At 44.8% G+C, this 19,968-nt stretch carries 19 protein-coding genes; 9 read left to right on the top strand and 10 right to left on the bottom strand.

Annotated elements, in window-relative coordinates:
• Positions 1 to 413 precede the first annotated feature (413 nt).
• The 3 genes from R7P72_RS03265 to nqrM are packed head-to-tail and all read left to right on the top strand — an operon-like array spanning position 414 to position 1,418.
• The gene (locus R7P72_RS03265; RefSeq protein WP_005373924.1) at positions 414 to 704 is read left to right on the top strand and encodes a DUF134 domain-containing protein; all 291 of its coding nucleotides are present in this window, start codon (positions 414 to 416) and stop codon (positions 702 to 704) included.
• Positions 701 to 1,207, top strand: a complete 507-nt coding sequence (locus R7P72_RS03260; RefSeq protein WP_053304613.1) for a NifB/NifX family molybdenum-iron cluster-binding protein — start codon at positions 701 to 703, stop codon at positions 1,205 to 1,207. Before R7P72_RS03265 ends, R7P72_RS03260 begins: the two co-directional genes overlap by 4 nt.
• Position 1,208: 1 nt before the next feature.
• Entirely contained in the window at positions 1,209 to 1,418 is a 210-nt protein-coding gene (gene nqrM, locus R7P72_RS03255; RefSeq protein ID WP_054865473.1) for a (Na+)-NQR maturation NqrM, read from the top strand.
• On the opposite strand, the gene R7P72_RS03250 is transcribed toward nqrM, so the two are convergent.
• A complete protein-coding gene (locus tag R7P72_RS03250; RefSeq protein ID WP_206225801.1) occupies positions 1,396 to 2,208 on the bottom strand; it encodes an aminoglycoside phosphotransferase family protein in 813 nt (270 codons plus the stop codon). The genes nqrM and R7P72_RS03250 overlap by 23 nt on opposite strands.
• Before the next feature lie 187 nt (positions 2,209 to 2,395).
• Here R7P72_RS03250 and R7P72_RS03245 point away from each other — a divergent pair, with 187 nt between their 5' ends.
• Positions 2,396 to 2,590 (top strand): hypothetical protein, encoded by a 195-nt coding sequence (locus R7P72_RS03245; protein ID WP_005373920.1) that lies wholly within the window; start codon positions 2,396 to 2,398, stop codon positions 2,588 to 2,590.
• Between the two features lie 75 nt (positions 2,591 to 2,665).
• Here R7P72_RS03245 and fusA read toward each other — a convergent pair whose 3' ends face one another.
• From fusA to R7P72_RS03220, 5 genes are all read right to left on the bottom strand, one after another.
• Positions 2,666 to 4,690 carry an elongation factor G gene (gene fusA, locus R7P72_RS03240; RefSeq protein ID WP_005373914.1) on the bottom strand — a complete coding sequence of 675 codons (2,025 nt, stop codon included), beginning with the start codon at positions 4,688 to 4,690 and terminating at the stop codon, positions 2,666 to 2,668.
• A 293-nt stretch (positions 4,691 to 4,983) separates the two neighbouring features.
• Entirely contained in the window at positions 4,984 to 5,976 is a 993-nt protein-coding gene (gene dgcA / locus R7P72_RS03235) for an N-acetyl-D-Glu racemase DgcA (RefSeq protein ID WP_158173369.1), read from the bottom strand.
• Between the two features lie 50 nt (positions 5,977 to 6,026).
• Complete coding sequence (gene dgcN, locus R7P72_RS03230) at positions 6,027 to 7,031, bottom strand: N-acetyltransferase DgcN (protein ID WP_158173508.1); 1,005 nt, start codon at positions 7,029 to 7,031, stop codon at positions 6,027 to 6,029.
• A 101-nt stretch (positions 7,032 to 7,132) separates the two neighbouring features.
• Complete coding sequence (locus R7P72_RS03225; protein ID WP_158173370.1) at positions 7,133 to 8,014, bottom strand: LysR family transcriptional regulator; 882 nt, start codon at positions 8,012 to 8,014, stop codon at positions 7,133 to 7,135.
• Between the two features lie 154 nt (positions 8,015 to 8,168).
• Entirely contained in the window at positions 8,169 to 9,377 is a 1,209-nt protein-coding gene (locus R7P72_RS03220) for an MFS transporter (protein WP_158173371.1), read from the bottom strand.
• Between the two features lie 201 nt (positions 9,378 to 9,578).
• Here R7P72_RS03220 and soxR point away from each other — a divergent pair, with 201 nt between their 5' ends.
• Entirely contained in the window at positions 9,579 to 10,013 is a 435-nt protein-coding gene (gene soxR, locus R7P72_RS03215; RefSeq protein ID WP_005373898.1) for a redox-sensitive transcriptional activator SoxR, read from the top strand.
• Between the two features lie 9 nt (positions 10,014 to 10,022).
• Here soxR and R7P72_RS03210 read toward each other — a convergent pair whose 3' ends face one another.
• Together R7P72_RS03210 and R7P72_RS03205 are read right to left on the bottom strand one after the other, a co-directional pair.
• A complete protein-coding gene (locus tag R7P72_RS03210) occupies positions 10,023 to 10,418 on the bottom strand; it encodes a DUF2391 family protein (protein ID WP_005373896.1) in 396 nt (131 codons plus the stop codon).
• Positions 10,419 to 10,431: 13 nt separating this feature from the next.
• Positions 10,432 to 11,277: a tetratricopeptide repeat protein gene (locus R7P72_RS03205; protein ID WP_005373890.1), complete on the bottom strand. Its 846-nt coding sequence runs from the start codon at positions 11,275 to 11,277 to the stop codon at positions 10,432 to 10,434.
• A gap of 200 nt (positions 11,278 to 11,477) precedes the next feature.
• On the opposite strand from R7P72_RS03205, the gene R7P72_RS03200 reads away from it, so the two are divergent.
• Positions 11,478 to 11,948, top strand: coding sequence for an ASCH domain-containing protein (locus R7P72_RS03200; RefSeq protein ID WP_017819794.1), 471 nt, complete (start codon positions 11,478 to 11,480; stop codon positions 11,946 to 11,948).
• A 54-nt stretch (positions 11,949 to 12,002) separates the two neighbouring features.
• Here R7P72_RS03200 and R7P72_RS03195 read toward each other — a convergent pair whose 3' ends face one another.
• On the bottom strand, positions 12,003 to 12,590 hold the full coding sequence (locus R7P72_RS03195; protein WP_213907135.1) for a class I SAM-dependent methyltransferase: 588 nt from the start codon (positions 12,588 to 12,590) through the stop codon (positions 12,003 to 12,005).
• 90 nt (positions 12,591 to 12,680) lie between these two features.
• Positions 12,681 to 14,198 carry a phospholipase D family protein gene (locus R7P72_RS03190; RefSeq protein WP_158173372.1) on the bottom strand — a complete coding sequence of 506 codons (1,518 nt, stop codon included), beginning with the start codon at positions 14,196 to 14,198 and terminating at the stop codon, positions 12,681 to 12,683.
• Positions 14,199 to 14,716: 518 nt separating this feature from the next.
• On the opposite strand from R7P72_RS03190, the gene R7P72_RS03185 reads away from it, so the two are divergent.
• The 3 genes from R7P72_RS03185 to R7P72_RS03175 all read left to right on the top strand — a co-directional run bounded on the left by R7P72_RS03185 (position 14,717) and on the right by R7P72_RS03175 (position 19,637).
• Positions 14,717 to 15,874: an efflux RND transporter periplasmic adaptor subunit gene (locus tag R7P72_RS03185; RefSeq protein ID WP_005387110.1), complete on the top strand. Its 1,158-nt coding sequence runs from the start codon at positions 14,717 to 14,719 to the stop codon at positions 15,872 to 15,874.
• 13 nt (positions 15,875 to 15,887) lie between these two features.
• The gene (locus R7P72_RS03180) at positions 15,888 to 19,046 is read left to right on the top strand and encodes an efflux RND transporter permease subunit (protein ID WP_213907136.1); all 3,159 of its coding nucleotides are present in this window, start codon (positions 15,888 to 15,890) and stop codon (positions 19,044 to 19,046) included.
• 324 nt (positions 19,047 to 19,370) lie between these two features.
• Positions 19,371 to 19,637, top strand: a complete 267-nt coding sequence (locus R7P72_RS03175) for a hypothetical protein (RefSeq protein WP_005373876.1) — start codon at positions 19,371 to 19,373, stop codon at positions 19,635 to 19,637.
• Positions 19,638 to 19,968: the final 331 nt, after the last annotated feature.

Raw genomic sequence — 19,968 nt, 5'->3', positions numbered from 1 at the left:
GTTCGACAGGTTCTTTATCGAACGTATTACTCTTTAAGCTCAGGCGAATATCGTCAAACTTCTCTTTTTCGTTCCTTAGGTATACATCCTTTAAAATAAAACAATCATTAGTGTTCAAACTAATGATTTGCTTGGATTATAGTTTTTCTTCTTCAATAAAATGAACACATTAGCGTGTATTTGTATGAAAAATCTGCGCAAACTAACGTTTTTATTATCCGGTTAATTAGAATTGATCTTTTTGCTCGTTTGTCATCGAAATTTCTAAATTATTAGATGTCTAATTAATGCTGATGTATTACGTATTTGTCGTGTTGATTTTTGCAAACTTAGTTTATTGGCATATGCTAGAAATGTTATTGGCATATGCCAGTTTAAGGCGTAATTTGACTCTATGTTTTTGAGGGACAATGATGGCAAGACCAAAGATAGAAAGACGAATATGCGGACGTGCGGCTCACCATTGCTTTAAGCCCAATGGCATTCCATTTAATCAGTTGGAGCAAGTCGCCATATTACCTGAAGAGTTAGAAGCGCTACGTTTAGCCGACTTAGAGGGGCTTAGCCAGCAGCAAGCTGCGGAGCAGATGGGCGTTTCTAGACAAACTTTTGGTAACACAGTAAAAAGTGCAAGATTGAAAGTCGCAAAAAGTTTAGTTGAAGGTCATGCATTAGTTTTTCCGAATGAGGAGTCAAACTTATGATTTATGCTATTCCTAATGATGGTGAGCGGGTGGCAAACCACTTTGTAAAAGCACCATACATTGCTATTTATTCTGATACTGACGGTATGCTAAAAAACTTAGCGAACATAGCTTCTATGCCACAAGCGGGTTGTAATGCGAAGTCTCAGTTGATTCAGTCTCTAAAAGGGTACAATGTGGATGCTGTTCTTGTGCGAAATATCGGTGAACGTGTATTGGCAAAGCTACTTAGCAGTGGCACGCCAGTATTTAGGCTGTCTACTCGTAGTTCCTTGGAAGATGTGCTTGCGGTTCCAAGAGAGCCTTTGATTGAGCCCTCTCAAGGACGTCCATCAAACAATCATAAGAAAAGTGTTCACAAAGAAAAAGGCGGCTGCGGCTCCTGTGGTTGTGGTGGCCAAAAATCAAAACCCTCCTTGTTGGCAAGACCTAAAGCGCTAATCAAAGCGACATCTAGCCCTGCTATACTTAAGCTAGAGTCGATGGCTAATAAGGCAGGTTAATATGGTTTGGTTACTTACCTTTCTTGGTTTTCTCGCAATCATTTTGTTGATGTCACTTGGCGTCATTTTTCACAACAAGCGCATTCAAGGGAGTTGTGGTGGTTTGAATAATGTCGGCGTTGACAAGGTGTGCAATTGTGAAACCTCATGCGTAGAACCTGAAAGGCGTTTATATCAAATCTCAGAGCCTAACTCATCACCTGAGCGCTAAGGCTTTTGGCCCATTGCGGTAAGGTTCGTCGAAACCAGTCCAAATATTTGCTGGTCTGCGGATTTTTTCTGGAGACCAGTATGTTGACTACCTCGACGACGATCCACGCTTTTGCTAATCCGATATCGCGCGCCAATTCTGTTGTTTCACCTTTCTCGGCGCACTTTACATACTTGCCTGCCACCTTCAAGTAATCATCAAATGTGCCCATGCCCTCGATGAGCGGCGCTAAATCTATCGCGACATGCCCTGTAGAAAAGCGCTCCCAGTCGAACAGCACCAGCTCGCCATTTTGGCGCTGTCCCCAGTTTCCTGCATTGGTGTCTCCGGAGATCAAGTTCTGCCCATCGAAAAGGTGCGCCGATCGTTGTTGTAGCTGGTGGAAGAACTGTTCTGTCTCTGAGCCCAGTTTAAGTGTTGCGAGTGCTTGTTGAGTCGCTTGTGGTGTCCACTGGTGGCGGTGATAAACACCATCTGATGTTGGTGGAAGTCGGTGCAGTTTGACGAGTTGTTCAATGACTCGATCATCTTCAAGTAAGAATGCTTGCTCGACTGCGTGGGGAACGTATTCAATGTACAGAACGTTTTTCTGGTCGTCGAGTTGAATCAAGCGCGGTACGTGTATTCCAAGCGCGTTAAACTGCTCGGCATGGCGTTGATAAAACGCCACTTCTATTTGAGTAGGGTTACGTTTTTCTATTACTTGGACGCCATCTTTTTCGATGAGAAAAACTTTGGCACTGCCCATTTGGTTGAGTTCTTGTTGCGACACCGGACTTCCTGTCTTCATGTAGAGAGAGCTCACCTTAATCGCTGCACTCACGTTTGCCAATAGCCACGACAAAGTGCCTCAAAAATATTAAATGCAACTGTTTAAATATGATTTTGCTGTGAGTGTCTAAATTTTACACAGTCTCGCCTGTACTCCGATAAATTCGTTCTACGCTTACTATTCGTCTTAATAAAGGAGAACCAAAATGGCTGTAATGAAGCAGGATATTCCAAATCGTGTAACGGTTTACCATGACAATATCGATCAAGAACAAGAGCTGAAAAATGCGATGCTGCCAGAGAAACCGCGCTACTTTAACGGTGCTCCGACTTACAAAGCGAACAGCATCGAAGAGTTTGAAAGCAAAATCAGTCAGATAGGTTTGTCTCTCGATAAATAATTTTTCTTTTACATAAAAGCGCCCTCAAAATGAGGGCGCTTTTTTGTTTATGTGATTGATTTGAATCTTAGGGAATTAACCTTGTTGTGTACTGCCTTGGCAGACCTGTTTTTGCACTGCTGGTGGCGCAGGCTCGTAATGACTTAAGGTCATACTAAAGCTGCCTTCACCACCCGTGATGGAGCGTAATCGACGAGCGTAATCTTGCAGCTCGTTTACAGGTGACTTGGCTCTGAGTAAGGTGAAGCTGCTGTCGATTGGCTCGGAGCCTTCGATTAAGCCTCGGTTGCCAGATAAATCACCAGAAACATCGCCAACATTCGCGGTTGGGATGTGCAGTTCCATCTGGACAATGGGTTCTAGCACAATAGGATCGGCGTTGTTAATCGCATTTAAAAACGCTTTCTTACCTGCGATGACAAACGCAATTTCTTTCGAATCGACGGAGTGATATTTACCGTCATAAACGGTGACTTCCACATCCTTAATTGGGTTGCCAGAAATCGCGCCTTCCTCTAACGCTTGCAAAATACCTTTTTCTACAGCAGGAATGAGCGCGGTTGGAATTGCGCCACCCACCACTTTGTTGATGAACTTAAATCCGGCGCCACGTTCGAGTGGACGAACCTTCAATTGCACTTCACCAAACTGACCTGCACCGCCACTTTGTTTTTTGTGTCGATAATGCCCTTCGGCAGGTTTGGTGATGGTTTCAAAGTATTCGACGCTTGGTTGGCAGGTTTCGACGTCCAGTTTGTACACGTTCGCCATCTTTTCTAATGCGACTTTGAGGTGAAACTCCCCTTGGCCGCTGATGATGGTTTCGTTGGTGCGAGCGCGATGTTCGATGCGCAGAGAAGGGTCTTCACTGGCAATTTTATTCAGCACATCTCCTAATTTTTGCTCATCTCCACGCTTAAGAGGCTTCAAGCACAAAGAATACATGGAGTCAGGAAGATCCAACGTTTTGAGTTGAACTCCATCTTCTTCGTGAGAGTCATGAACGATTGAATCGAATTCGAGATCATCCACTTTGGCTAAAACGCAGAAGTCGCCCGCAAGCGCGCGAGGGATCTCGGTTCTATCTTTGCCCTGCAGTTGATATAAGTGCCCAACTTTAAATGCCTTGTTGCTTTCGCCAATATAAAGCTGGCTGCCCGCATTGATTTCCCCCTGATACACACGTAAGTAGGCAAGTTTTCCCATATATGGGTCGACGCTGACTTTGTACACGTGTGCGACGGTGTGCTCTAAGGTTTCGCAATTTACTTTGATTTTTTTGCCGTTCTTTTCCAGTTGAGGAGGGTTACCCTCGTTTGGCATGGGCATGATCTCCGCCAAGGTGCGCAGCAGCAACTCGACGCCCGCGCCGGTTTGTGCTGAGACAAAACAGACCGGAATCACATGTCCAGTTCTCAGTGCTTCTTCAAACGGATCATGCAGTTGCTCTGCGGTGAGTTCGGAGCCTTGTTCCAGATACAGTTCCATCAGTTCTTCATCGACTTCGATGACTTGGTCAATTAAGGTCTCATGAGCTTCATCTACCGTTGCAAGTAAGGTTTCTCGTCCCAATTCTGGTTCGAAATAGCAGTCAACTACAGATTCCCCGTCAGCCGAAGGTAAGTTGATCGGCAAGCAGTGGTCACCAAAATGCTCAACGATGTTCTCCATCAATCTTTCTAACTGATTACCGTGGTTATCGAGCTTATTGATGATGATCATCTGACATTTTTGCTGCTCTTTAGCAAAGGTGAATAAGCGATCGGAAGTTTGGTTAAGTGGGGTTTGAGGGTCGATGACAAGGGCAGATGTTTCAACGGCAGGAAAAACGCTGATAGTACGGCCAAGTAACTCGTTTTGTCCCGGAGTGTCGATGATATTGAGCCGGTGTTTATTCCAGCGCAGTGCGACTGGCGTTGCTTCAATACTGTGTTGATATTGGATGGATTGAGGGTCGAAGTCGGTAACAGTATCGCCTTTTTCTACGCTGCCTAAATGGTGGGTGGCATCGCAGGTGAAGAGCAGTTTTTCTATCAGTGTGGTTTTACCGGTCCCGGTTTGACCGATAAAAGCGATATTGCGTATTTTATTGATAGGCATAGAGCCTCCTTGCAAGATGGCGTGAAAAACCTACGAATTGCTAGGAAGTGGGTTGTTATAGAAACCCACGCACTGCATTGGAGTAGGGCGGGATTACCGCCTATTCGTTTTCCACGTCATTTTCCGGATGACTCGATGCATAAGACCACCTTCTTGGACTACTGGAATCTTAGCATGCCTCAATAACCATATAATTTATGTGACTTATTTCATGATGGAGCTGATTGTTTTTTAATCGAGATCATAAACTCAGAGGTTCTGACTTTTGGAGCAAAACCTCTGGATTGTTTAGGCTATTTGGAAAGAACGATTTCGCCGTCGCGATAAACTAAGCTCGGCGTTACATCTTGTCCGAGCAACACCGGGCCATCAAGATCGACAACGCTTGCCTGAGCAGCAATGGGTAACGCAGCACGCATCGCCAGCGACGTCCCCAACATACAACCGGACATGAGGCTAAAACCGAGTTTTTTTGCATCGTCGGCCAGCAATAATGCTTCACTGAGCCCGCCTGTTTTATCTAGCTTAATGTTCACCATCTCGTATTTTCCAAGCAGTTGATGCAATTGCTCTCTGGTGTGACAACTTTCATCGGCGCAAAGTGGAATGGGGTGCGGAATGCTGGCGAGTACGTCGTCGCAGTCTTGTGGCAACGGTTGCTCGATCATGGTGATATTAAACGGTTCGAGTTGAGCAAATACCGTCGCGAGGTCGAGGCTTTGCCATGCTTCATTCGCATCTAAAACAATTTGCGCGTGCGGCGCGGCATCGCGTACTGCTGCAACGCGCTCAATCACGTTTTCACCATCCAGTTTTACCTTAAGCAGTTTTGCGCCTTGGCTAAGGTAAGCTTGCGCCTGTTTTGCCATCGCTTGCGGCGTGTCGATAGAAACCGTCATCGCCGTCACAATCGCCTCGGGTAACGTAAAGAGGTCGTGAGCCTGTTGCTTGTGGCTCAAAAGCGCGTGAAGATGCCAAAGGGCGCAATCCAATGCATTTCTTGCCGCCCCCGCGGGCAATAACGATTGAAGCTGGCTTTTGAGAACCATGACATCAGCTTCGCCTTTGGCATACAAACTTTGCAGTTCATGTGCGGCGTGAGAAATCGCCTTAATCACCGATTCAACCGATTCACCATAACGAGGGTATGGCGTGCATTCACCTTGGGCTGTCATGCCTCGATGTTCAATTGTCACTCGGACTAAGTGGCACTCTGTCCGACTGCCGCGAGAGATGCGAAATGGTGTCGCCATGGCAAGCGTGACAGGTTCTACATGAATTTTCATCTCACTAGTTTTCCCTAAACCGCAGTTATTTTCTAAACCGTAAATGTTTCTTAAATCGTAAGGAGCCTATCTGCAACCGCATCAACGCCAAAACGTACAGGGTCGGTGACGGGCACTTGGTATTTGTCGCTCCAATCCTGGCATAACTGGGCTGCATCTTCTTCGCTGACCGCCGAAGTGTTCAAGCAAATACCCATTAATTGAGCGTTTGGATTTGTTAGGCGAGCAGCGGCCAGATTCGCTTCTATCGTTTGTTCAATGGTTGGCAAGCTCGCATGTGGTAAGTTGCGGATGTGCGGGCGACCAATCTCATGGCACAGTATCAGAGCGTCAGCTTGTGCGCCGTGAAGTAAGCCCAAACTTACGCCAGCAAACGAAGGGTTAAACAATGAACCTTGCCCTTCGATGATGTCCCAATCGTGATCGGTGAACTCAGGGCTGATCGCTTCTACTGCGCCGGAGATAAAATCGGCAACTACGGCATCAATCGAAATGCCACTGCCTGCGATGAGAATTCCGGTTTGACCCGTTGCTTTGAACTCTGCACGACAGTTTTTACGCTTCAATGCATGCTCAATGGCAAGGGCAGAGTACATTTTGCCAACGGAGCAATCTGTCCCTACAGTAAGTACTCGCTTGCCTGCGCGAGCTTTGCCATTGCCGACCTTGAGCGGGGCATCATAATGACGAACATCATATAGTTTGGTTAATCCGCGTTGTTCTAGATCGGCAAGAGGAGCAAATTCCGCCAAACGTTGGTGCATGCCCGATGCAATTTCAAATCCCATCTCTGCCGCTTCAAGTAAGGTTGCTTGCCAAGCTTCGGGAATGACGCCTCCTGGATTTGCCGTGCCGAGCACCAGCGTTTTTGCTCCTTGCTGCTGCGCTTGTTGTATTGTCATGTCGGTTAAACCAAGCGATACGGTTTCTGGCGTCAGGCGGATTTGGCCAAGGCAAATCTCAGGTCGCCATTGGTAAATGCCACGCGCGGTTTTTGCTGCAAGTGGATCGGTTACATCGCCAAGAAAAAGTAGGTAAGGTTGAGCAATTTGCATGATGGTTCCCTTCGTCATCGTTATTGCTCATTAATTTAGCCAGACTGATTTAGGAAACCGAATGCTTATTTGTTAGGCAGGCATAACTTCAGGTTATACCTTTAAACCATTTGTTGTTTTAGGGCGGTGATAAATTGCTTTGTCGCAATGGATTGAGGTGTGTGCTCTGCGAATAAAATAGAGACAGAGAAGGACATATTTGGCTCCAAAGCATGCACGGAGACGGCATTATCTTGGCGATATTGTTTGGCAGTCCATGGATCGACAATCGCGAATCCTGCTTCGTTTTTCACCAGTTCAGCCGCCGCGGAGTAGCTGCGGACGGTAATGGCATGTTGATAATGCTCGTCACGCGCTGATAAGGTTTGATGCAGCAATAGACCCAAAGGGTCTCGGCTATCTAAACCGATAATGAGTAAATCGTGACTGATGAGTTCTTCTAAAGTGACGGTTTTTTCTGTGGGTATCGCTGCGCTTTTAGGGGCAATTAGCGCCAAGTTTTCTTTTAATAACATGTGTCCCATGATCGCTGGTGGCGTTTCTTCACCGAACGCAATGGCGACATCCAATTCATGTTTCAGTAAACCTGAGCACAGCTCATCGCGATTAGCCGTTGAGAGCTCAAAGGAGATGCCGTGTTCTTTCGACAGCAACGCGACAGTCGGCGCTAACAAGTGTGCGGCCAAAACAGGCGGAGCACCAACTCGTAAATGTTGAGTTCCCTGTTTGACTTTGTTGGTCAGAGAGCGAAATTGTCCGAGTTGTTGATAGACTTTTTCAGCCTCTGGCAATAAGGCTTTGGCTTCTTGAGTTGGAACGAGACGGCCCTTTACACGCTCAAATAAAGCGAAGCTCAGTTGTTGTTCTGTATGGGCGAGAACTCGAGTGACATTAGGTTGGGAAACGTGCAGTAAGCGAGCCGCGCCTGACACCGTTCCTGCTTGCATAATGGCGTAAAAGACTTCTAATTGCCTTAAGTTCACTGCGATTTCCCTCTGCTTATGTTGGTCACCTCAGAATACCCAACCTTGCTGATAAGCGATAGAGGCAAAAGTGCTAGCGTAAAAAATAGGAAGACGATGTTGGTTGCCTTCCTATCTCGCTTTTTCAATTTCTCAACTTCTCAATTTCTATGCTTCACTTTGCTGCTGCATGAAGGGGCAGGTCGTTAAACGGCTCGACGTCTCGGCTGAGTAATCCCATCAAAATCACTGCCAATACCATGACAGCGGCTGCGATTGCAAAACCGTATTGTGTTAGTTCGTAATGACTCAATATTGCAATCAGGACGTAACTGAGAGATTGAATGGTGGTGGCAAACATGCTGATGCCGCCATCGACGCGACCTCGTTGATGAACCGCTACGGTGTGATGCATCCAGTTGACTCTCGCAATGCGATTTAGCGCGTTAAATACGCCAAACAGCGCCGTAAACAATAAGATGGTCAGCGGGTTCATCGCAAAACTCATCCCGATAAGCGCAAAAGAGACCATAACCATCGAAGCGAACATAATGTGGCTATGGGAGGCACGGCTTAGCACTTTGGTGACAATAAAGCCGGTTAGCAACGAGCCGAGGCCAAAACTGATGTTGAACCCTGCAAACCAATCGCCAGAGATGCCTTGTTCAGAAAACCAAATCGGCACCAGTTTGCTCAAATACGTCAATGCAGGATAAGAGAGGCAAGAGAGCAGAATAAAGCCATAAAATCGGGGTTCCAGACGGAATATTTGTTTGCTCTCTTTGAGTTGCGCGATGAAAGCAACGGATTTTGACGCCCTTAATTGTTGGGTATAAGGCGTCAGAATATAGAACATCGCTGCTAATGCAGAGGCGCTGGCCGCAAACAAAGCAAACTCTTTCATACCCCACATTTCAAGCAAAACAATACCCAACGCGCCAGCTCCGAGGGTTGTGGATTGCATTACAATTTCTTGCTGACCCGAAATTTTCGCATACTCATGGTGCTGATAATTTTCTTGGGTGAAGGCGTTGTTGGTCGTCCATGCAAAATTACTCGAAACCCAATACACCAGTTGCGCAAAAGCCAGCAACCAGTGTGACTCAAACCCTAACCAATAAGCAATGAACACCACCAAAGCCATACCCGATTGAATCCATTGATTGAGCACGAGTAGTACTTTGCGTGAATGTCGGTCAATTAAAGTGGAAAAGAAAGGCGTAGCCAGAAAAGAAATCGCGGTGCAGCTCAGAGAAACTAAAGCGACGAATGTACCCATGTTAGGTTCGGAAAGCATGACCCATGGCAGCGCCATCATGAATAAGCCAGAGGAGATACTGTCGAAGAAGCGGCCAGCTAAGTACGGCTGAGTTTTATTTTTCATTATGTTTGCCTCTAACTCCCGATGTATTTCAAAAGGTTGATGTCCAACTGTCTTGTGTTTAACAACCAAGTCGTTCGCGCTGAACACATTATCTTGAGCTCGCCGGGGTTTAGCGTTAATTAAGATGGTGCAACTTTAAAACCTCAAGTAAACTTGAGGTAAAGCGTTTTTTTAACAAAATTGATATACAGGGAGTCAAGGATGGAAATCAGCGTAGGAGAAGTGGCAAAACGTTCTGGAGTGAAAGTATCTGCCCTACATTTTTACGAGCAAAAAGGACTGATTTCGAGCTGGAGAAATCAAGGTAATCAGCGTCGCTACCATCGCAGTGTGTTGCGCCGTGTTGCGGTGATCAAAGCAGCGCAGCAAGTTGGGTTGTCGTTAGAAGAAATTAAACATGCGTTAGATGAACTGCCGAAACACCAAGCCCCTAACAAAGCGCAATGGGAAGAAATGGCAAGCCATTGGCATGAACAGTTAGAACAAAAGATTCAAAAACTTAAAGCGTTGCAAAACGATTTAGGAGGATGCATTGGCTGCGGGTGCTTGTCGTTAGAAACCTGCGCACTGCGAAACCCAGAAGATGTATTAGGGAAAGACCACTCGGGGTCGAACTTAACGTTAGAAGAAGAGTAGCGATTATCTCTATTCTTTGTCGAAACTGTCGACTACGATCGCGCCCATCGAAGCAGGCATTGTGATGACGATAACGCGTTTTATCGCAACCAAAGGCTCATTCATGAGTGGCAGTTTATCAAGACAGAAAAGAACTAACGCTACCACAACGGCCGCAATGAGGTACGCGATAACCACACGAAAAATAAAGATGGATACGCGATTCTTGATGTGGCTTTGAAACACGCTTTGATACGCGAAAAAACTGAGGAAAATGACAGAAAGACTTAACAGCATGAGCAAGTTTGCCATTGGTAGGCTCTCACCCAATCGCCACGCTTCCTCCGAAAATGAGATCGGGACTGCTAGGGCAAAAGCGCCAACCAATACTTGGCTAGCGTCTTCTAGATTAAAGTGGCTGCTCATGCTGTTTATTCCATTATTCGCTTGCTAGATGTAAGAGCTTTTCAAAACGCTCATTACCGTGCAGCAATTCGAGGTCTCGTTCTTCGGCAAGTAAATCACGAATGGATGGGCTGTATTCAATTGCGCGTTCCAAGTCTTCAATAGCTTGCTCTTCGATACCAAGGCGAGAGTATGCACACGCGCGTTGATACAGTGCAGGGCCGTTGGTGTAATCGACTTCAAGTACGCGGTTACAAATGCTAAGTGCCCAATGGTATTCGTTGATTTCCATCGCTGCGTCGGCTTTGTAAGTCAACGCTTCTAAATCACCTGGACGAATTAATAAGATTTCATCATAGATTTCAATACGTTGTTCTGGAGTTTGAGAGCTTTGTGCACGTAGCCATAAGTTATGGATCTCGTTGATTTTCTCAATCTCTTTGTTGTTTTCACTGATAATGCGAGTTTTGCGTTTTAAATCTCGCTCAAGGGCGACAAACTTTTTCTCGTATTCTTGGGCGATCTTCTCCAATCGTTTATCAGCCATCTCTTTGGTGTTGTGTTTAAACTCACGCAGAGATTGCCATCCGACAAAGGCAATCAGCGATGCGACACCAGCAATGATGTAGAAGAAGTATGTAACGGTGACGTTGGCATAGTTCAACGATTTATCTGCGACCGTTAGCTCGCGATCAGTGATCTCTGTGATCATTCGCTTTTCTAGGCTTTGATAGTCCTGACGCAGCGCTTTTAGTTCATCTAAAATATAGCGTTCCATTAATGGTCTATCTAACAGATCCGATTCTGAATACTTTTCCTCCGATGCCATTGTTGGCAAGGCAAGTATCAGCGAGAAAAAAATACCAATAAATAAGCGCATATAACGTCCTTTCACGAGAAGAGTACAGATAGACCATGCAACAATAGCAAATAGCACAAACGTTTAGCAAAGTTATTACAAAAGAAATAACAGTCGTCTTCGTAGAAGTCATATTCTTGTTGTTTTTCAGTTTGTTCCTGGTGGTTATTTGTTGCGATATCTTTTATGCTCCTTGCGAATTTATGATTAATGGAGTGAGCATGGACGCGCGAGCTAAGGATTACTTAGAACAATTCCTAGAATTATTATCACCAGAACAAAGGGAAGCTGTACCATCAGTCAGTGCTGACTATTATTGTGCCGATGAATACAACGCGAATGTATGCGCAGACTTGGTTCGTATTGGACAGAAAACTGCATCGTGCAGTTTGGAGCTTTGGTATCGAGAACATGGTGAAACCATGCCCCAAGTCGGTCATTTACAAGTAGTGACGAATTGGGATGGGGACCCGGTTTGCGTGATACGAATTACTGACGTAAGTACATGCAAATATGAGAATGTAACCGCAGAGTTTGCCTACGCAGAAGGCGAAGGTGATAGAACCTTAAACTGGTGGCGTGATGCTCATACTGCATTTTTTAAAGCTGAATGCGATGAGTTGAACATCGATTGGCATGAGAAACGTACGCTGGTTTTAGAGCGTTTTGAAGTGGTGTATCCCGTCAATTAATCTCTGATAGCAGCACTGATTTGAAGTGCTGCTTTCTTTACTGAGAGACCATTTTTAGCGCTTTCGAGCGGTCACACTAAACATGTGCCAATGTTTTTGGCTTCCGACTACAGTGGTCCCGTCTTCATCTCTTTCATGCAATGAAATGAGGTCGTAACCTTCGCATAAGCTTTCCACTTCCTTTTTTGTTAATGCGGTAATGTTTGGGTGCATTTCGGAGGTAACCCAGGAGTCTTTCACTCCCAAGAAATCGCCGCAGAAGATACCGCCCGGTTGTAATGCGCTGTCTATTTTTGTCCAGACTTGTTTGAAGCCTGTGTCAGGGCAAAAGAACAAACTGGCATTTGCGATAACCAAGCTGCACTGAGGGTAATTAAATTCAGTAAAACAGCACTGCGAAACCGAAAATCGTTTATTACCTTCAAAGCGTGTTAAACAAGTTTTTACTGCATCTTCATTGCTATCACATGCGTGAACCTTAAATCCCTGTTCGAGTAGAAAGTGGCTGTCTCGACCTATTCCGCAGCCAATATCAAGAGCGACTTTGCCTTCTATCTTAAGTTGGTTTACGGCATTTTCCACGTTTGGGCGGTGAGGTTGGCTTAAAATTTTCTGATAGTATTCATTCCATTGCGCTGGCATTGAACTTCCTTATGTTGGTTGTGTCCCCTGCCCAAAACTAGCGTCCATTTTGTTTTGCTTGACTGGGGAGGTTTGCAGTATTGGCAGCTGTTATAGCTGATCTTCAATCGGTAATATTCCGGAGAACCAAGCGCCCATTTTTCGCCATACTCCTGCTTCTGGTTCGGAGTCGTATTCTTCGCCTGTTTTTACGTCGGTCCAGACAATGTCCCCGTCGCGCAGAGTTAAGGCATAGGCGTTACTCGACAGTTGACTCGGCAGTTGTTCTAGAAACATTTGCACATATTCTGGCTGTTCGATAACAACGGCCATTTCGGTATTCAAAGCGGCCGAACGTGGGTCCCAGTTCATCGAACCAACGAAAAGTGTTTTGTTATCAATCGTCATTGCTTTAGCGTGTAAACTTGCTCTGCTACTCCCCGTGAGGCTCCACTTACTTTTGAGTTTCGCGCTCGCTTTTACTTCCCAAAGCTTTATTCCAGCTTCGAGTAGATCTTTTCGATATTTTGCGTACCAACCATGCACGGCAAACACATCGTTAGACGCGAGGCTATTGGTCACAATCGTGATATCAACGCCTCGCTTGGCCGCGTTACTTAATGCTTGAGTACCTGCTTCAGTTGGAACGAAATAGGGAGAGATGAGCACAAATGAATCCTCAACACTTTTAACCAGCTCCGTTAAATTATCAATAAGTTGGCTCTCTCGGGTCGCGACTTTATCGGGCAGATCAAACCATACTTTCGCTTCTCCCCAGTAGAGCTTGAGTTTGCCTTGTTTTAGATCTTGGTACATATCCAGTTGAGTGAAGTCATAGCGGCCGGTTGAAAACTTTTCCTCTAACCGGAGTTTATTGACCTGCTTTTGAATCGCTTGGTCGGTAATTTGCTGTGAATTCGGTGTAATCCATTCCATTGGTATCGAATAGGCGCTATTCCAGTAGAGGTCGAACTGATCGGCAGTTTGTTGTACCGCCTCACCATAGAGCAGAAGATCAAAATCACCAAACTCAACTTGCGATTCAAAAGAGAAGTATTCATTGCCGATATTTCTACCTCCGACAATGGCGGAAACACTGTCTGCAATCAGAGACTTATTGTGCATACGACGATTAAGGCGTTCAAAATCGCTAGCAAGAGCGAACCAACGGGAGTCGCGATACTGATGCGGGTTAAATAAGCGGATTTCTATATTAGGATGTGCATTGAGGGCAGCCATCACATCGTCGTTTCGCTTTTGCATATCGTCAAGTAACAGCCTTACTCGAACACCACGCTTTGCCGCTTCATACAAGCGCCACGTTATTAGCTGACTCGTTTCGTCACCACGGTAAATATAGTATTGAAGATCAAGGCTTTTCTGGGCGGACTCGATCAAAGAGGTTCGAGCAAGAAGGGCATCGTGTCCCTGATTTAACGGTGCAAAGCCAGTTATAGACTTAGGGTCTCTCCCGTAAGCTTCAAAGTACTGCGCAAGAACAGAATCCTTTTGATAACCGAGCTGAAAGCTGGTGGACTTTTCACTGGCGTCATTCAACGATACGGATGAGCATGCCGATAAAATAGTGAGCAGCGAGGGGAAGAGCAACTTGGCGAGCGTTTGTAACAAAGCACATTTCCTTGTCTTACAGAGTGTTACCTACTCCAAATTATAGACTTAAGCTGACGCCACATGCACCCAGAACCGTTTGATAACGAGCGATTAATCAATGAATTGCCATAGAGCTTGCACTAAGTTCAACTTTTAGAGCGCAGATAATCATTTATTTTAATTATCATTATGGCCGTATTGGTCATAATCACTAATATCTGGTGATTATGACCAATAGCACACTGGATAAAATAATGCTTTTTATATAACCATATGATTTTTAATAAATAAATGCTTGGCATGTCATTTGCTGTGTAGAATAAAAGTTAAGTCAGAGCAACTTGCGCAGTTGGTTAATTTTTTGTTAATTTTATTAACTTTGAATTGGCAATAACTATCTAGTTAGCTGCTTAAAAGACTAGGCAAGTGCCGCTTTAATGTTTATTCAAATTCAATTCTCTCACCACCATGCTTACCGGGAGCAATGGACTGAATAAAAGTGTGGTGTTGAAAACAACAATAAAAAAGGATTTTCGATGTTAGCAAAACCCATATTACGTTGGCTTTTACCCTTCGTCGTCGTTGGAGGCTCTTATGCAGGATATGCTGCAATTGCCGCAACTGCGCCGGAAAAAGAGTCAACCAAAGATGCAATTACAGAACCTACTGTTCAGGCTTCTTCTCTTTTTCCTACCGATCACAAAGTGGTGATTACCAGTCACGGTGAATTAGTCCCTTTTGAAAAAACACACCTTTCCGCGCAAGTTAGTGGTGAAGTTACGAGTTGGCACCCGAATTTTGTGACGGGTGGCATCGTAAAACGAGGAGAGGTTCTTTTCACAATTGAAAGTGACAATTACGAAGCGTCGGTTTTACAAGCTGAAGCCGATTTAGCTAGTGCACGCGCAAACTTGATTGAGGAACAAGCGAAAGCCGAAGTGGCAAAACGTCAGGCCAAGAGACTGAGCGATAAGCAAGTGACGGATCTGTATTTACGCAAACCTCACGTTTTGAGCGCACAAGCCCAAGTGAAGTCGGCTCAAGCGGCACTCAAACGAGCAAAAAGAGAGTTAGAAAATTGCAAAGTCGTTGCACCTTACGATGCGCTGGTTGTTGAGCGTGATATTGGTGTTGGTCAATTTGTTACATCTGGTTCTCGAGTTGCCACGTTAAACAACATCGAAGTGGCAGAGGTGCACGTACCCATTGCCGGTTTTGATAGTGCATTTTTACCCGAATCCATTGGTGAACTCACTGCGACAGTGACGCAGCAAGGTGTGTTTTCTACCACTAGAGAAGGTCGAGTAGTTCGTGATTTAGGCATGATTGATAGCGCTACCCGAATGATTAACATGGTCATTCAAATCGCGGACCCATACGGTGTCGATAACCAGCAGCCTCCAATTAAATTCGGCTCCTACGTTGAAGTGAGCTTCACTGGTAAGGAACTTAAGCATATCTACCGCTTGCCACAGGAATTAGTAAAAAATCGTACCGTGTGGGTAGTGAATGGCGATAATCAACTTCAACCCAGAACTGTCACGGTTTTGAGAGCAGAAGGTGAGTTTTTGCTGGTGGGCGAAGGTTTAGAGCAAAGTGATAAGTTGGTACTGACCTTGCCCGAGTACCCTCAAAAAGGCATGGCGGTACAAATCGCAAAAAAGAGTGACGACTCCGAAACCGTCGTACAGTAAGTAGGAGTTTGTCATGGAAGATACTAAACAAAAGGGCTTAATTGCCTATTTTGCGAATAACCCCGTCGCTGCCAACCTTTTGATGGTGTTCATCATTATCATGGGTGTGGTGAGCTTTCTCTTTATTCAAAGGCAGATGTTTCCAAATATTGAGGTGAACTACATTGATGTTCGTGCGACTTATCCTGGCGCTTCTCCTCAAGAGATAGAAGAGAGTATTCTCGTTAAGGTCGAGGAATCGATTAAAGACGTCACCGGGATTAAAAAAGCAGTCTCAACGGCCTCTAGAGGTAGCGCGTATGTTTCTATCGAGGTAGACGTTAATGCCGATATCAAGCGTGTCTTAGATGATGTAAATCAACGTATTGATACCTTGTCTAACTTACCAGCGGGTATGGAACCAATCAATGTTTACCAAGTTGAATGGCGCCAAGATGTAATCGAAATGGGATTAGTCGGGGACCGACCGCTCGAGGAGCTTAAACCGATTGCTAAGCAAATCGAAGATGAATTACTTCAGTTAGAAAACGTCATGCTGGTGTATCTGAGTGCGCCAGAAGAAGAAATAGCGATTGAAGTTGACCCACTTGTTCTTCGTAAATACGACCTGACGTTGAGCGATATCAGCAGCGCGATCAGCCGTTACTCAGCCAACTTTTCTGCGGGCGAAGTAAAAACAAACTCAGGGATGATTGCAGTAAGGATTGAAAACCAATACTACCGTGGTGATGAGTTTAGAAATATTCCTGTAAAGCTTGGCGCAAATGGTGCAAAGGTTCTGTTGCAAGATATTGCCACAATAAAAGATGGCTTTACGGAAGAAGAGCGCTACTTTGAATACTCAGGTCAGAATGCGATCTACATGTCTGTTGAAGCAACTCGTGACCAGAACATTATCCCTGTTGCACAGTCCGTTCGTAATTTTATTGAAGCAAAAAACAAGACATTACCGCAGGATGTTAAGCTCAAAGTCTTAGTTGATACGACTTATTATTTAAATGGGCGTCTCGACATGATGTTGAAAAACTTGCTGCAAGGCGCTGCATTAGTCGCGATTATGCTGACCATTTTCCTACGTTTCCGCTTGGCTATGTGGGTAATGATTGGGCTACCTGTCTGTTTTCTCGGTGCCGTAATGATGATGCCTGCATTAGGGATCACGGTAAACATCGTGTCTCTTTTTGCCTTCATTATGGTGCTCGGTATTGTAGTTGATGACGCCATCGTGATGGGAGAGAGCGCTTACAGCGAAATTGAAGAAAAAGGCGGTGGCGTCGAAAACGTGGTTCGTGGTGTAAAACGTGTTGCCACACCAGCCACTTTCGGTGTGTTAACCACAATTGCTGTGTTTGCCCCTTTCTTGTTGTCTAGCGGTATTGATAGTGCCTTCTTTTATGGTATCGCGGGGGTCGTGATTCTTTGTTTGATCTTCAGTTTGATTGAATCGAAGCTGATCCTTCCTGCACACCTTGCGCATACTCATTTTAAGCCAGTTAAACCAGGTGGTTGGCGTGACCGATTTAACCAACGTTTTTTTGGTTTTGTAAATGGTCCATATCGGAACTTTGTAACAACATGCACCCATTGGCGCTGGACAGTGTTTGCGGTGTTCTGTGGTTTACTGCTGATCAGCGCGGCTTTGATCAACGCGAATTATGTTCGGGTGATCCCTAACCCTAAAGTGCCGACTGACTATCCTGCGATCACTATTGAAATGAATGATACCGTTTCAAGTGAGCAGACAATCAGTGCACTCAAGACTATTGAACGTGTCATGCAAAAGATCGAATCTGAGACCATTGCAGAACATGGTCAAGGAATGATTCGTGATGTGCTGTCGTACAACAGAAGCCGCACCGAAGGTCGTGTATTAGTACCTCTGGTTGATGAAGAGTTACGCCCGTTCAATACATTTGAACTGGCTCGACGTTGGCGTGAAGCTATGCCTGTTATTCCAGGTATGAAGAGCATCAAAATCCGTGAGCAGAGTGCGGGTGGTGGTGACAGAGATGAGTTTGGTTACTTGTTGTTTGGTTCTAACATCAATGAGCTCAACGAGGCTGGGCGTTACTTGATAGAGCGTTTACAGCAGGAAGAAGGGTTATATGATATTTCATCTTCTATTGATTCTGGAAGCAAAGAAGTACTCCTGTCTCTTGCGCCTGTAGCGTACGATCTCGGTCTGGATCTCACCATGATCGCAGAGCAAGTTGGTGGCAGCTTTTATGGTGGCGAAGCACAGCGCATTATTCGTGATGGTGAAGAAATTAAAGTTATGGTGCGTTACCCGCAATTGACGCGTGAAGCATTCTCATCATTGCGTTACGCTGTGATTACCACACCAGCAGGTAAGAAGGTCATGCTAGGTGATGTGGTGAAGATCAACGAGCAGCCGGGCGTGAGTAGCATTCGACGTGAAGGCGGGTATCAAACCGTTTATGTCTATGGTTCGATAGACGAAGAATTGGTTGAACCTCAAGAAATCGTGAAGGTCATTGACGACAATATCTTACCGGATATGAAGCAAGCGTTCTCGAGTGTGAAAACAGAATTGGGTGGTGATATTGAAGAGCAGGCTGCGCAGCGTAATGAACAGATTTTGTTCTTTATTGCAGGCATGATCATCGTCTACATCTTGTTAGCTGTACCGTTAAAAAGTTATACCCAACCTTTGATTGTAATGTCCGTCATTCCGTTTAGTCTGACGGGGGCGATTTGGGGCCATTTCTGGCTAGGTTTAGACATCAGTATGATGTCGACATTTGGTTTGATCGCCGCTGCTGGCGTGGTTATCAACGACTCTCTGGTTATGACAGATTACGTAAACCAAGTGAGAGAAAAGGGTATGAACATCAAACAAGCGGTTGTTGAGGCGGGTTGTGCTCGTTTTCGAGCTATCACGCTCACCTCAATAACGACGTTTGCGGGTGTATTGCCGATAATGTTTGAAACGAGTTTGCAGGCGCGTTTTGTCATACCGATGGCTGTCGCTTTGGGCTTTGCGGTGTTGTACGCAACGGTTCTGACTTTAGTGTTGGTGCCTTGTTTGTATTTAATGCTTGAAGATATTAAAAATATTTTCAGATCGATTAAGAGGTTTATCCATCGTTTGATTAATCGTTTCAGAAAGTCGCCAGTGACGTCGAGCGTTGAAGCAAGCGTATCGAGTTAACAAGCTTGATGTTAACGATTAGGAGCAGCCTTCGGGCTGCTTTTTTGTTTCCGCATTTTGATTCAAAGTGATTTTTTAGTGGGCAGTTACGTAATTATCTGATGAGAAAACTGCCTGACAAAGCATTTCTAATATATATGTTTCTAATGTTTTAAATTCGCATGGTTAATTTGACACTTGGTTAGCGAAATTTACCAGACGAAGATAACGTTGAATATGAGTTTTTATTTAAGTTGTTGAAAAATAACAAAATAAAAGTTGGCATCGTATGTGCAATATATGAATTGTAATTAAAATTAACTGCTAATCCTCAAGGAGCTTATTATGAAAAGCGTATTTCTATCTACTCTAAGTCTTATTGCTGTAATGTCATCACCAATCGCTGCTGCTAACACTTTAGACAAAGAGGAGTGGAGCTCAGATTTACGTCAGGACTTTTCTGAAATGAAACATGAAGCTATAGCAGATATTCAGCAAATGAACATGGATGCTATTCACGCACGTGATGAGCGTATCGTGAAAAACATTAAAGATGAGCAAGAACAGTTAGTAAAGGTAACGTGCCACAAAGAGAAAGCAAGCAAGTCATAAACGCCGATAAAAGAGACTAACAGACGAAAATGAATCCAATACGAGTTCGGTGTTAGTTAGCAGTAAGCACTGACCTTGTTGCTCTACTTGCCAGCCTTTTAAGGCTGGCTTTTTTGTTTCTCATTTCATGGGTAGGGATCAGATCCTCAAGCTCATTATCAATAGTTGGCGTGTTTGATGAGCTATTGCTGGATGGAGCGGATGTAACTTTTAAAAGTGTAGATTTCAGTAAAGTGGAGGTGATGTTAGATATTTAAAATTTAGAAAAGATCCGATCTCCTTTTTGACCTTCATAATACCTTAGTATGTGGCTCACTTTTATTTGAAGAGG

This window comes from Vibrio sp. Vb0888 (assembly GCF_033338835.1).
Lineage (GTDB): Bacteria > Pseudomonadota > Gammaproteobacteria > Enterobacterales > Vibrionaceae > Vibrio > Vibrio alginolyticus.
This window is presented reverse-complemented; position numbering and strand designations above follow the sequence as displayed.

Bases quoted from the DNA above. Each gene is read 5' to 3' on its own strand.
- R7P72_RS03265 (WP_005373924.1), top strand. From the start codon at position 414: ATGGCAAGACCAAAGATAGAAAGACGAATATGCGGACGTGCGGCTCAC.
- R7P72_RS03260 (WP_053304613.1), top strand. From the start codon at position 701: ATGATTTATGCTATTCCTAATGATGGTGAGCGGGTGGCAAACCACTTT.
- nqrM (WP_054865473.1), top strand. From the start codon at position 1,209: ATGGTTTGGTTACTTACCTTTCTTGGTTTTCTCGCAATCATTTTGTTG.
- R7P72_RS03250 (WP_206225801.1), bottom strand. From the start codon at position 2,208: ATGAAGACAGGAAGTCCGGTGTCGCAACAAGAACTCAACCAAATGGGC.
- R7P72_RS03245 (WP_005373920.1), top strand. From the start codon at position 2,396: ATGGCTGTAATGAAGCAGGATATTCCAAATCGTGTAACGGTTTACCAT.
- fusA (WP_005373914.1), bottom strand. From the start codon at position 4,690: ATGCCTATCAATAAAATACGCAATATCGCTTTTATCGGTCAAACCGGG.
- dgcA (WP_158173369.1), bottom strand. From the start codon at position 5,976: ATGAAAATTCATGTAGAACCTGTCACGCTTGCCATGGCGACACCATTT.
- dgcN (WP_158173508.1), bottom strand. From the start codon at position 7,031: ATGCAAATTGCTCAACCTTACCTACTTTTTCTTGGCGATGTAACCGAT.
- R7P72_RS03220 (WP_158173371.1), bottom strand. From the start codon at position 9,377: ATGAAAAATAAAACTCAGCCGTACTTAGCTGGCCGCTTCTTCGACAGT.
- soxR (WP_005373898.1), top strand. From the start codon at position 9,579: ATGGAAATCAGCGTAGGAGAAGTGGCAAAACGTTCTGGAGTGAAAGTA.
- R7P72_RS03210 (WP_005373896.1), bottom strand. From the start codon at position 10,418: ATGAGCAGCCACTTTAATCTAGAAGACGCTAGCCAAGTATTGGTTGGC.
- R7P72_RS03205 (WP_005373890.1), bottom strand. From the start codon at position 11,277: ATGCGCTTATTTATTGGTATTTTTTTCTCGCTGATACTTGCCTTGCCA.
- R7P72_RS03200 (WP_017819794.1), top strand. From the start codon at position 11,478: ATGGACGCGCGAGCTAAGGATTACTTAGAACAATTCCTAGAATTATTA.
- R7P72_RS03195 (WP_213907135.1), bottom strand. From the start codon at position 12,590: ATGCCAGCGCAATGGAATGAATACTATCAGAAAATTTTAAGCCAACCT.
- R7P72_RS03185 (WP_005387110.1), top strand. From the start codon at position 14,717: ATGTTAGCAAAACCCATATTACGTTGGCTTTTACCCTTCGTCGTCGTT.
- R7P72_RS03180 (WP_213907136.1), top strand. From the start codon at position 15,888: ATGGAAGATACTAAACAAAAGGGCTTAATTGCCTATTTTGCGAATAAC.
- R7P72_RS03175 (WP_005373876.1), top strand. From the start codon at position 19,371: ATGAAAAGCGTATTTCTATCTACTCTAAGTCTTATTGCTGTAATGTCA.